Origin of the sequence: Pseudomonas syringae pv. cilantro (genome assembly GCF_001293775.1) — a bacterium.
Classification (GTDB): domain Bacteria; phylum Pseudomonadota; class Gammaproteobacteria; order Pseudomonadales; family Pseudomonadaceae; genus Aquipseudomonas; species Aquipseudomonas syringae_P.
The window spans coordinates 52,760-64,366 of sequence record NZ_LGLN01000093.1 but is presented as its reverse complement, the minus strand read 5'-3'; the positions used below and the strand labels follow the sequence as shown (position 1 = coordinate 64,366).

Sequence of the window (11,607 nt, the reverse complement as noted above, 5' to 3'; positions counted from 1 at the left end):
TCAGTCGCAGTTAATCTGAGCCGAAAATTGCGCTGATTGCGAGCACGGCTGTTTTCGATTGCAAGCCGCTACAATTAGAGGATGTAGCAGAGGGTTCTCAACGTGCGTATCACTTGACCGGTCCTCGAAACTGGACAATGCCTCAGATTGCCGAAGTGTTATCGCGCCAGTTAGGCCACTCGGTCGCTTATACTCATCGGTCCGCCGCAGAACAGCACAAGGCATTAATTGCCGAAAACCTCTCACCTTTTGTAGCTGAACTTCTGGTGGGGCTTGACACTATTTTCTGTCATTCCGTTTTGACAGAACGGACGTTTACCGTCGAAGCCCTTACCGGCACCCCGCCGCGCTCGATAACCGACTGGCTCTTGGAAAACCTGGACGTTTTCAAGCAACAAAGATGATGAGTCGATTGCCGTCATGGAAATTCATTCGATTCCTGATCGCTGACTCTCAAAAGTTAACGCTCGGTGAAATCCTGCCCACCAATGTAACGGGTCGGTAGCGGGCTGACGACGAGCAACTAACTGCCTCATCTGAATTCAACCTCTGAAACGCCACTTCCATTAAGCGGCAACGATGTGATTTTTATAGTTCATTCAAAGGCGGCTGAACGTGAGAGCATTCATACACCCAGAAGCTAAAGAGTTCGTTCTTGAGCGAATTCTCTATGCCTTGAGCGACCCCGTGCGCATGGCAATGGTTCGCTACCTTGCCGGCGTCGCAGAAGCAACGTGTGGTGAACTGGACGGGGGGCGTCCTAAATCAAGCGCTTCTCACCATTTCAGGGTGCTTCGTGATGCCGGGCTGATACGTACCCGTAACATAGGCTCCACACACATGAACGCTTTGCGCAGGGATGAACTTGAACTACGTTTTCCTAGACTTCTTGATTGCATACTCAGTCATTACGAACAGAAAGGCGGACGCCGATGACGCATGGAGATGAGCTACCCTGTCACAGTAATCTCAAGTAATCTTTGTAAGGCAACGGTCAAAAACTCACTAAGAGCATGCGAGAACTCAGGTCAATTAGCGGACACTGTGAGGTTTGAAGCAGAGGACAGTACAACAGGACTTGAGCTTTTCACGCTTGAGCTCGGAGTCTGGGCATACACTAAATCGAGAGCCATAGAACATGAGGCAGAAAACACATTTATCCTGTGCCAATTTGAGCATTTGCAATTCAGAGCATGTGTAAAACACGACTTCTCAATAAAAAATACAGAACAAGCAAATCAACACTCTCACTGCTTGGAATTTGCTGAGATCATGCCTTGACTGGATAGAGCAAAAGGACCCGAAAACTAGAATTCTGAGTTTGAAACTTTTTCTCAATAGCAATACTTCAGCTTTTTTGAGATATAAAGTAGGCGCACAAGTCAAAAATTAAATCTGCATGCCTTGATCTGCACTGTAAAAAAAGCTACTTGGCACCACCAAAAATCTGCCAAGAAAATGCAAAAGCCCGCAATTACGCGGGCTCCAGGGCATTTTTTGCTAGATCGTGCCGGACAATACCAGCCACCCAATCATTCCCACTCAATAGTAGCCGGCGGCTTGCTCGACACATCGTAAGTCACCCGCGAAATCCCTTCGATCTCGTTGATGATCCGACCGCTCACCGTCTCCAGCAGCTCATAAGGCAGGTGCGCCCAACGGGCAGTCATGAAGTCGATGGTTTCCACTGCACGCAGTGCCACAACCCACGCGTAGCGGCGGCCATCGCCGACCACGCCGACCGATTTGACGGGCTGGAACACGACGAACGCCTGGCTGACCTTGTGGTACCAGTCGGCCTTGCGCAGTTCTTCGATGAAGATGTGGTCGGCACGACGCAGGATGTCGGCGTATTCCTTCTTCACTTCGCCGAGGATGCGCACGCCCAGGCCTGGGCCTGGGAATGGGTGGCGGTAGACCATGTCGTAAGGCAGGCCGAGTTCGAGGCCGAGGCGGCGGACTTCGTCCTTGAACAGCTCGCGCAGGGGCTCGACCAGCTTGAGGTTCATTTCTTCCGGCAGGCCGCCCACGTTATGGTGCGACTTGATGACGTGGGCCTTGCCGCTTTTCGCGCCAGCCGACTCGATGACGTCCGGGTAGATGGTGCCTTGCGCCAGGTACTTGATGTTGTCCAGCTTGCAGGACTCGGCATCGAACACGTCGATGAAGGTGCGGCCGATGATCTTGCGCTTTTTCTCTGGATCGCTCTCGCCTGCCAGGTTGTTCAGGAACTGCTCTTCGGCGTTGGCGCGGATCACCTTGACGCCCATGTTCTCGGCGAACATGGCCATAACCTGTTCGCCTTCGTGCAGGCGCAGCAAGCCGTTGTCGACGAAGACGCAGGTCAGTTGGTCGCCGATGGCCTTGTGCAGCAGCGCCGCGACCACAGAGGAGTCAACGCCGCCGGACAGGCCCAGCAACACGTTGTCAGTACCGACCTGAGCGCGAACCTGAGCGATGGCGTCTTCAGCAATCTTCGAAGGGGTCCACAGTGCTTCACAGCCGCAGATGTCGAGGATGAAGCGCGACAGGATGCGACCGCCCTGCTTGGTGTGGGTCACTTCCGGGTGGAACTGCACGCCGTAGTAACCGCGAGCGTCGTCAGCCATACCTGCAATCGGGCAGCTCGGGGTGCTGGCCAGAATGTGGAAGTCTTCCGGCAGTTTGGTGACCTTGTCACCGTGACTCATCCATACGTCGAGGCCAAACAGGCCGTCGGCGTCGATATGGTCTTCGATACCATCGAGCAGACGGCTTTTGCCGACTACGTCAACGCGAGCGTAACCGAACTCACGCAGCTCGGAACCAGCAACCTTGCCGCCCAACTGCTCGGCCATGGTCTGCATGCCATAGCAGATACCGAAAACCGGCACACCCAGGTCAAATACCGCTTGCGGGCAGCGCGGGCTGTCGGCTTCGTGTACGGACTCGGGGCCGCCGGCGAGGATCACGCCTTTTGGAGCGAATTCGCGAATCGCTTCATCGTCCATGTCAAACGGATGCAGCTCGCAATACACGCCGATTTCACGCACGCGGCGGGCGATCAGCTGGGTGTACTGGGAACCGAAGTCGAGGATCAGGATACGGTGGGCGTGAATGTCGAGGGCCATGGAAACTCTCTGAGCAGCTGCAAGCTATAATCTGCAAGCGGCAAGTTGTCGGAATCAATGCGGTAGTTACATTTGCGTAACCACCGCTTGTAGCTGATTGCTTGGGGCTTGAAGCTGGAGGCTTTAGCCGACGCGATAGTTCGGCGCTTCCTTGGTGATCTGCACGTCATGGACGTGAGACTCAGCCATGCCTGCGCCGGTAATGCGAACAAACTCGGGCTTGGTGCGCATCTGTTCGATGTCGGCACTGCCGGTGTAACCCATGGAGGAACGCAGGCCGCCCATCAACTGATGGATGATGGCCGACAGCGGACCTTTATAGGCCACACGGCCTTCGATACCTTCCGGCACCAGCTTCTCGGCACCTGCGGACGAATCCTGGAAGTAGCGATCCGACGAGCCTTGCGCCTGGGACATTGCACCCAGCGAGCCCATGCCGCGATAAGCCTTGTAGGAACGACCCTGAAACAGTTCGATCTCGCCTGGCGCTTCTTCAGTACCTGCGAACATCGAGCCCATCATCACGCAGGAGGCGCCAGCCACGATGGCCTTGGACAGGTCACCGGAGAAGCGGATACCGCCATCGGCGATCATCGGCACGCCTGTGCCTTCAAGGGCAGCGGAAACGTTGGCGATGGCGCTGATCTGCGGCACACCGACGCCGGCCACGATACGCGTGGTGCAGATCGAGCCAGGGCCGATACCGACCTTGACTGCGTCGGCACCCGCAGCGACCAGTGCCAGTGCAGCTTCGCCAGTGGCGATGTTGCCGCCGATGACCTGCACGTGCGGGAAGTGTTCCTTGACCCAGCGAACGCGGTCGATCACGCCCTTGGAGTGGCCGTGAGCAGTATCGACTACCACCACGTCAACCCCGGCGGCAACCAGTGCGGTAACACGATCGCCCGTGTCCTTGCCGGTGCCGACTGCCGCGCCGACGCGCAGGCGAGCCTGATCGTCCTTGCTGGCCAGCGGGTAGGCCTTGGCTTTTTCGATGTCCTTGACGGTCATCATGCCTTTGAGCGCGAAGTTGGCGTCAACGATCAGGACTTTTTCAAGACGGTGCTTGTGCAGCAGTTCGCGCACTTCGTTCTTGTCAGCGCCTTCGCGCACGGTGACCAGACGCTCTTTGGGCGTCATCACTTCGCGGACAGGCACATCAAGACGGTTTTCGAAGCGAACGTCGCGGGACGTCACGATGCCGACGAGGTCGCCATTGTGCAGGACCGGTACGCCGGAAATGTTGTGCATGCGGGTGAGTTCGAACAGATCGCGAACAGTAGCGTCGGCTTCGATCGTGATCGGGTCCTTGACGACACCGGCCTCAAACTTCTTGACCTTGCGCACTTCGGCGGCCTGTTGCTCGATGGTCATGTTCTTGTGGATGATACCGATACCGCCTTCCTGGGCCATGGCAATTGCCAGACGGGCCTCGGTGACTGTATCCATTGCAGCAGAGACCAAAGGAATATTCAGCTCGATGCCACGGGTCAAACGGGTTTTCAGACTGACTTCGTTGGGAAGTACCTCGGAATAACCGGGCACAAGGAGAATGTCGTCGAATGTAAGGGCTTCTTGACTGATACGCAGCATCGCGGGGGCTCCCGGGCGGGAAATTGGAAGCGCGCCATTATACCCACACACCCTGCCCGGCTCAATGTAAACCTCAGCCTATTATCGAAGCTGTTTATAGGCGCACTTGCACGCAGGACACCGGGCGATCCAGACGTTCGGCGAAGTCATCCAGAAAGCTCTGGGTTAACCCCGCATCCAGCCAGTTATTGAAGATGAAACCGAGGTTGGAAAACCCGCAGGCGTCGAGAAACAGAAAGCCGTTTATATCGTCTTCGTGGCGACATTCCGGGCAGGTGAAATTGTCGGTATGCCCGGGCATCCAGTCTTCCAGGCTGTCGAACAGCGCCTCCCCCACTTCGCGGCGACACTCCGGGCAACCGGCCTCTTCGGCAAAGTCGTTCAGCGGCGTGAAAATGCAGCGCTTGGTGACGATCTCCAGCCCGTTGACCGGCTGCCCGAACGGCAAGGCCTCGGGCTTTTTCACGACGGCGCGGGCACCGGGGGCCACCGCGTAGGCCATTTTGTTGTAGGCGCGTCCGCAAGTGGTGAGTTCCGGCTCGACCACATTGAGTTTTACCAGCCAGCGCAGGATCAGCCGCGCACGGGCTTCGTGACCGGGAAACGTGGAGATTTGCGGGACGATGATGCTTTGGGTGTTCATGGTGAAGCGTCGCTCGAAGCTGTTCAAGGCCGCAGCTTAATAGGCTAGCGTTTCAGGTCAAGGTCAAATCCCCTCGGGCACGTTACAGACCCGTGCGCTGCGCAGGCATTGCCATTATGATGCCCGACATGATCAAAGACCCTTTCGCAAGACTCGGCCTCGACCGGGAAGTCCTTACTGTCAGCCAGCTCAACGGCCGCGCGCGCGTGCTGCTGGAAGACGTGTTCAGCAGCATCTGGGTCGAAGGCGAGATTTCCAATCTGTCGCGCCCGGCCTCGGGGCATGTGTACTTCACGCTGAAGGATTCCGGCGCGCAGGTGCGTTGCGCGCTGTTTCGGCAAAGCGCGGCGCGTGTGCGTCAGGCGCTCAAGGACGGCTTGCAGGTCAAGGTGCGTGGCAAGGTTTCGCTGTTCGAAGGCCGTGGCGACTATCAGTTGATCCTCGACACCGTCGAACCGGCCGGTGACGGCGCGTTGCGACTGGCGTTCGACGCCTTGAAAGCCAAGCTCAGCGATGAAGGCCTGTTCAGCGCCGAGCGCAAGGTCGCGTTGCCGCTGCACCCGCAACGCATCGGGATCATCAGTTCGCCGACCGGCGCGGTGATTCGCGACATCATCAGCGTATTCCGCCGTCGCGCACCACGTGTCGAACTGACGCTGATTCCTACCGCCGTGCAAGGCCGCGAGGCGATCAACCAGATCGTCCGCGCATTGAAACTGGCCGATGCCCGAGGCTTCGACGCCTTGATTCTTGCTCGGGGCGGCGGATCGCTGGAAGACCTCTGGTGCTTCAACGAAGAAGCCGTGGCCCGCGCCATCGACGCGTGTGTCACGCCGATTGTCAGCGCGGTCGGCCATGAAACCGACGTTTCCATCAGCGATTTCGTGGCCGACGTGCGCGCCCCGACGCCCTCCGCCGCCGCCGAACTGCTCGCCCCGGACTCCAGCGACCTGCATCGTCGCGTCGATAACCTGCATCGTCGGCTGGTAAGCCGCATGCAGGACCGACTGATGCGCGAGCGCCTGCGTCTTGAAGGTATTTCTCGACGACTGCGCCATCCCGGCGAGCGATTACGCCAGCAGTCCCAGCGTCTGGATGATCTGGACATGCGCCTGCGCCGGGCTTTCGAGCAGAACATGCATAAAAGGCAGGTGCGTCTTGCGCATATGGAAAGCCGCCTGACTGCGCAGCACCCTGGGCGCACGCTGGCCTTCCTGCGCCAACGGCTGGACGTGCTGGCAGAGCGCCTGCCGAGGGCGATGCGCGAGCAGATCAAGGCGCGCAAACTGCAACTGCAAAGCCAGGTGCAGACCCTCAATGTGGTCAGCCCGCTCGCGACACTGGGGCGCGGCTACAGCATCCTGCTTGACGAACGAGGACATGCCATCCGCACCGCCGCACAGACCCGGACAGGCCAGCGACTGACTGCCCGGCTGGGTGAAGGCGAACTGCAAGTGCGCGTCGAAGACAATCACCTCACACCCGTGACCCTCTCCCTTCTGGACTGACTGCCTGATGCTACGTTTTATCGCCCCGCTGTTCGCCCTGCTGCTCTGCCTGCCCGCCTACGCCGACAGTTTCATCTCTCGCGCACTCGACAAGCCGGTGCCCGGCGGTGTGGCGGTTATCGATCTGGGCACGGGCGCCCAGGCACCGACTGCCACCTATCAAGGCAAACCGGTGCTGGTGGTCAAGGAACAGGGCACGCGCTGGCTGGCCATCGTCGGCATTCCGCTGACCGTCAAACCGGGCACCCAGCAGGTCACGTCCGGCGGGCGCACGCTCAACTTCACGGTCGGCAGCAAGAAATACCCGGAACAGCACATCACGCTCAAGAACAAGCGTCAGGTCAATCCCAACCCTGAAGACAACAAGCGTATCGAGGGCGAACTGGCCGAACAGCTGCGCGCCTATCGCAGTTTCAGCCCCGGCACGCCGAGCAATCTGATTCTGGATAAACCGGTCAACGGCCCGCTGTCGAGCAAGTTCGGCGTGCGCCGCTTCTTTAATGGTGAAGAGCGCAACCCGCATTCGGGCCTCGACTTCGCAGTGCCGGCCGGCACGCCGATCAAATCCCCGGCAGCGGGCAAGGTCATTCTGACCGGCAACTATTTCTTCAACGGCAACACCGTGTTCGTTGACCATGGGCAAGGCTTTATCAGCATGTTTTGCCATATGTCGAAGATCGACGTGAAGGTCGGTGATCAGGTCCCGCGCGGCGGAGTGGTCGGCAAAGTCGGTGCTACCGGTCGCGCAACCGGGCCGCACATGCACTGGAATGTCAGCCTGAATGATGCGCGAGTGGATCCGGCGATCTTCATTGGCGCGTTTCAGCCGTAAGCCTGTTGGTGAGCGAGCGTTACGGCGCTCGCTCACCTGCCCCCTCATTGCGCACATCGCTTTCGCCCAACAACAACCCGCATACAAAGCGTCGTATTGCGCTATAAAAAATCGCTAAAAACGCCTTTTCGAGAATTTATTCCAATCTTTTTCAAATGCTTGCCATCATCCATGCCAATGGTTACGGTTGGCCTCATGAAAACCTCTCAAACCCTTATTCTGTTGCGCCAACACCGGTGCCTCAGCTTGGTCAGCGCCCGACTGCCTGGCTAGCATGCTGTGCCTCGTCCCCGTGTTCGCAATTCCCTGTGCTATCTATCCAGAACGGCAGGCCGCCCAATCCCGGCCCCGTGAATATAAAAGGATTTCCTGATGACCATGCTCAAAGACCCCTCGAAAAAGTACCGCGCGTTTCCGACGATTGACCTTCCTGACCGTACCTGGCCTTCGAAAACCATCGACACAGTGCCGATCTGGTGCAGCTCCGACCTGCGCGACGGCAATCAGTCGCTGATCGAGCCAATGGACGCGGCCAAGAAGCTGCGCTTCTGGAAAACCCTGGTCAGCGTTGGCGTCAAGGAAATCGAGGCATCCTTTCCATCGGCCTCGCAGACAGACTTCGACTTCGTGCGTACCTTGATCGAAGACGGCCACATCCCGGACGACACCACCATTCAGGTGCTGACCCAGGCTCGCGAAGACTTGATCGCTCGCACGTTCGAATCGCTGCGCGGTGCCAAGAAGGCCATCGTTCATCTGTATAACGCGACCTGCCCGTCATTCCGGCGCATTGTTTTCAATCAGGACAAGGCAGGCGTTAAGGAAATCGCGGTCAACGCGGCCAGGCTGTTCGTCAAATATGCAGCGCAGCAGCCTGAAACCCAGTGGACGTTCCAGTACTCGCCGGAAACCTTCAGTGCGACCGAGCTGGAGTTCGCCAAGGAAGTCTGCGATGCGGTGATCGAAGTATGGAACCCGACCCCGGACAACAAGGTGATCCTCAACCTGCCGGCCACCGTTGAAGTCGCTACACCCAATATCTACGCCGATCAGATCGAATGGTTCGGCCGCCACATCACGCGCCGCGACAGTGTGCTGATCAGCCTGCACACCCACAACGACCGGGGCACCGGCGTTGCGGCCACCGAACTGGGCTTGATGGCCGGTGCGGATCGCGTTGAAGGCTGCCTGTTCGGCAACGGTGAGCGTACCGGTAACGTCGATCTGGTCACTGTTGCGCTGAACCTCTACACCCAGGGCATCAATCCGGGGCTGGATTTCTCGGACATCGACGGTGTGCGCAAAGTCGTCGAGGAGTGCAACCAGATTCCGGTTCACCCTCGTCACCCCTATGTTGGCGACCTGGTTCACACCGCGTTCTCCGGCTCGCACCAGGACGCCATTCGCAAGGGCTTCACGCAGCAGAAAGAAGGCGAGTTGTGGGAAGTGCCTTACTTGCCGATCGATCCGGCCGACATCGGTCGCAGCTACGAGGCGGTGATTCGCGTCAACAGCCAGTCGGGTAAAGGCGGCATTGCCTATTTGCTGGAACAGGAATACGGAATTTCTCTGCCGCGCCGCATGCAGATCGAGTTCAGCCAGGTGGTTCAGGGTGAAACCGATCGCCTGGGCCTGGAGATGACGGCTGAACAGATCCACTCGTTGCTGCGTCGCGAGTACCTGCAGGCCAACACGCCTTATGCGCTGATCAGCCACCGGTTGCAGGAAGAGAACGGCAATAGCGCCGTGGATGCCGAAGTGCACGTGGATGGCGAAACCCAGCACTGGCGTGGCAAGGGCAAAGGCGCTCTGGAAGCGCTGGTCGCCGGCCTGCCGTTGGCTGTGGAGATCATGGACTACAACGAGCACGCCATCGGCTCCGGCACCACCGCCAAGGCTGCGGCGTACATCGAACTGCGGGTGAACGGCGAACGTGCCGTGCACGGTGTGGGCATCGACGAAAACATCACGACGGCAAGCTTCCGCGCGCTGTTCAGCGCACTGAATCGCTCGCTGAGCCAGGCCCAGGCCAAAGCGGCCTGAGTCATCAAACAGGATGGCGGGCGCATGTTCGTCATCCTGCTTCGTTAACCCGATTCCCTTCCCCGCCAAGCGCTCGCAGGCCTCTTGCAGTCTGTGCATGACCCTGCCTGTTTCGGCATAATCTTTTTCATTTATGCTGTGGTAGCATGCTGCCTTTAGTCCAGACTGGTCAAAATCCAACAGCAAATCATATGCTGACGATGCCAGGCCGGAATGCCCTGCCCGCTTTATCTTTCCTAATAAAACCAAGACGACTATTGCATTGATTTCCGGACGAAAAGAATGCTCGGGCAGACTCCCCGTGCATTGAAATTACTATCGGCCTCGGTAATGCTGAGCTGATCCAATCATATTTGGAGCGATTATGCCCAAGGCTTCCCATCAAGATCTGCGCCGCAGTTTTCGCGCCCTCACCTCGTCGAACGCCTGCTATCACACGGCCTCGGTGTTCGACCCTATGTCAGCGCGCATCGCAGCGGACCTGGGCTTTGAAGTGGGCATCCTCGGCGGCTCCGTTGCCTCCCTGCAAGTGCTGGCAGCGCCTGACTTCGCACTGATTACCCTCAGTGAATTCGTCGAACAGGCGACGCGCATCGGTCGCGTTGCCCAACTGCCGGTGATCGCGGACGCAGACCATGGTTATGGCAATGCCCTTAACGTCATGCGCACTGTTGTCGAACTGGAACGCGCTGGCATCTCTGCGCTGACCATCGAAGATACCCTGCTGCCTGCGCAGTTCGGGCGCAAGTCCACTGACCTGATTTCCACAGCTGAAGGTGTCGGCAAAATCCGCGCAGCCCTGGAAGCGCGTGTCGATCCGGAGATGTCGATCTTTGCCCGTACCAACGCGGCGATCATCCCTGTTCAGGAAGCCATTAGCCGGGTTCAGCAGTATCAGGCTGCCGGGGCTGACGGCATTACCATCGTCGGGATTCGGGACTTCGATCACCTGGAGCAGATTTCAGAAGGCCTGACCGTGCCACTGATGCTGGTGACCTACGGCAACCCGGAGCTGCACGACAACGCGCGTCTGGCGCAGATGGGCGTACGAGTCTGCGTGCATGGCCACGCCGCCTACTTCGCCGCGATCAAGGCGACTTATGACTGCCTGCGCGAGCAGCGGCAGATACTCGGCAGCGAGTCGAACATGAGCGCTACCGGACTGACCCACACCTATACCCGGCCTGAAGACTACGTAGAGTGGGCCCGCAAGTTCATGAATGTGAATGAGTAAGAGGTAGGGTCGTTGGTGCGCGGGATGATCCGCGCAGTCCCCTGAAGAGCGGACGCAGAGCGTCCTGCCTCTTCGCGGACAAGTCCGCTCCCACAGCAGTCAGCTCCCACAGCAGTCCACGCTACATCTCGTGGGAGCGATCATCAACGTTGGGTCAAGCGGTGGTTTTCACGCCGCCTTCGGTCTGCAATTGCAGCAGCACGCCTTGCAGGGTCTGCAAGTTAGAGCTGGTCGCCGAGATCTGCGCCTGGATCGACATGGCTTTCTGAGCCTTTTCTTCCGGCGTCCCCTTGCCGCTTTGAGCCGCAGCCAATTGCGCCTGTTGCTGCGCCAATTGCTTTTGAGCGTCCTTGATCTGCTGTTTTATCTTCTCGATAGTTTCATCGAATGCAGACGGGCTGGACCCACCCACACTGCCGCCGCCGGACGCTGCACCGGTCTTGCCCTCGGTCGATACCGCGGCCGAGGTCTCATCCGTGGCCTTCTCTGCATCCGTGGCACTGGTGGTGCTGGCCTTGATTGCATCGGCCTCCGGCTTTTTGACGACAAACGTAAACGGACTCGGGTTGCTGTTCAGCGAAGAGGTATTGATAGTGGTCATGGCTGTCTCCTGGAAGTCTGGACATGCTATCGGCCGACTTGAA

General features: G+C 58.4%; 10 protein-coding genes. 6 read left to right on the top strand and 4 right to left on the bottom strand.

Annotated elements, in window-relative coordinates:
• Nucleotides 1-137: 137 nt before the first annotated feature.
• On the top strand, nucleotides 138-404 hold the full coding sequence (locus ABJ99_RS25190) for a Rossmann-fold NAD(P)-binding domain-containing protein (RefSeq protein ID WP_230081090.1): 267 nt from the start codon (nucleotides 138-140) through the stop codon (nucleotides 402-404).
• A gap of 211 nt (nucleotides 405-615) precedes the next feature.
• The gene (locus ABJ99_RS27870) at nucleotides 616-936 is read left to right on the top strand and encodes an ArsR/SmtB family transcription factor (RefSeq protein WP_080378317.1); all 321 of its coding nucleotides are present in this window, start codon (nucleotides 616-618) and stop codon (nucleotides 934-936) included.
• A 596-nt stretch (nucleotides 937-1,532) separates the two neighbouring features.
• Here the strand turns inward: ABJ99_RS27870 and guaA are convergent.
• From guaA to ABJ99_RS25175, 3 genes are all read right to left on the bottom strand, one after another.
• Nucleotides 1,533-3,110: a glutamine-hydrolyzing GMP synthase gene (gene guaA / locus ABJ99_RS25185; RefSeq protein WP_003409133.1), complete on the bottom strand. Its 1,578-nt coding sequence runs from the start codon at nucleotides 3,108-3,110 to the stop codon at nucleotides 1,533-1,535.
• Between the two features lie 123 nt (nucleotides 3,111-3,233).
• Nucleotides 3,234-4,703 carry an IMP dehydrogenase gene (gene guaB / locus ABJ99_RS25180; RefSeq protein WP_054088107.1) on the bottom strand — a complete coding sequence of 490 codons (1,470 nt, stop codon included), beginning with the start codon at nucleotides 4,701-4,703 and terminating at the stop codon, nucleotides 3,234-3,236.
• Between the two features lie 94 nt (nucleotides 4,704-4,797).
• The gene (locus tag ABJ99_RS25175) at nucleotides 4,798-5,346 is read right to left on the bottom strand and encodes a hypothetical protein (RefSeq protein WP_054088110.1); all 549 of its coding nucleotides are present in this window, start codon (nucleotides 5,344-5,346) and stop codon (nucleotides 4,798-4,800) included.
• Nucleotides 5,347-5,474: 128 nt separating this feature from the next.
• Here ABJ99_RS25175 and xseA point away from each other — a divergent pair, with 128 nt between their 5' ends.
• The 4 genes from xseA to ABJ99_RS25155 all read left to right on the top strand — a co-directional run bounded on the left by xseA (nucleotide 5,475) and on the right by ABJ99_RS25155 (nucleotide 10,963).
• The gene (xseA, locus tag ABJ99_RS25170; protein WP_162491533.1) at nucleotides 5,475-6,854 is read left to right on the top strand and encodes an exodeoxyribonuclease VII large subunit; all 1,380 of its coding nucleotides are present in this window, start codon (nucleotides 5,475-5,477) and stop codon (nucleotides 6,852-6,854) included.
• 7 nt (nucleotides 6,855-6,861) lie between these two features.
• Entirely contained in the window at nucleotides 6,862-7,686 is an 825-nt protein-coding gene (locus ABJ99_RS25165) for a M23 family metallopeptidase (RefSeq protein WP_054088105.1), read from the top strand.
• Nucleotides 7,687-8,058: 372 nt separating this feature from the next.
• Complete coding sequence (leuA, locus tag ABJ99_RS25160; protein ID WP_054088104.1) at nucleotides 8,059-9,729, top strand: 2-isopropylmalate synthase; 1,671 nt, start codon at nucleotides 8,059-8,061, stop codon at nucleotides 9,727-9,729.
• A 364-nt stretch (nucleotides 9,730-10,093) separates the two neighbouring features.
• A complete protein-coding gene (locus ABJ99_RS25155; RefSeq protein ID WP_054088103.1) occupies nucleotides 10,094-10,963 on the top strand; it encodes an isocitrate lyase/PEP mutase family protein in 870 nt (289 codons plus the stop codon).
• 154 nt (nucleotides 10,964-11,117) lie between these two features.
• Here the strand turns inward: ABJ99_RS25155 and ABJ99_RS25150 are convergent, their stop codons facing one another.
• Entirely contained in the window at nucleotides 11,118-11,564 is a 447-nt protein-coding gene (locus ABJ99_RS25150; protein ID WP_054088102.1) for a FlxA-like family protein, read from the bottom strand.
• Nucleotides 11,565-11,607 lie beyond the last annotated feature (43 nt).

Excerpts from the sequence above, each read along its gene's own strand:
- ABJ99_RS25190 (WP_230081090.1), top strand. The coding sequence starts at position 138 with ATGCCTCAGATTGCCGAAGTGTTATCGCGCCAGTTAGGCCACTCGGTC.
- guaA (WP_003409133.1), bottom strand. The coding sequence starts at position 3,110 with ATGGCCCTCGACATTCACGCCCACCGTATCCTGATCCTCGACTTCGGT.
- guaB (WP_054088107.1), bottom strand. The coding sequence starts at position 4,703 with ATGCTGCGTATCAGTCAAGAAGCCCTTACATTCGACGACATTCTCCTT.
- ABJ99_RS25175 (WP_054088110.1), bottom strand. The coding sequence starts at position 5,346 with ATGAACACCCAAAGCATCATCGTCCCGCAAATCTCCACGTTTCCCGGT.
- xseA (WP_162491533.1), top strand. The coding sequence starts at position 5,475 with ATGATCAAAGACCCTTTCGCAAGACTCGGCCTCGACCGGGAAGTCCTT.
- ABJ99_RS25165 (WP_054088105.1), top strand. The coding sequence starts at position 6,862 with ATGCTACGTTTTATCGCCCCGCTGTTCGCCCTGCTGCTCTGCCTGCCC.
- leuA (WP_054088104.1), top strand. The coding sequence starts at position 8,059 with ATGACCATGCTCAAAGACCCCTCGAAAAAGTACCGCGCGTTTCCGACG.
- ABJ99_RS25155 (WP_054088103.1), top strand. The coding sequence starts at position 10,094 with ATGCCCAAGGCTTCCCATCAAGATCTGCGCCGCAGTTTTCGCGCCCTC.
- ABJ99_RS25150 (WP_054088102.1), bottom strand. The coding sequence starts at position 11,564 with ATGACCACTATCAATACCTCTTCGCTGAACAGCAACCCGAGTCCGTTT.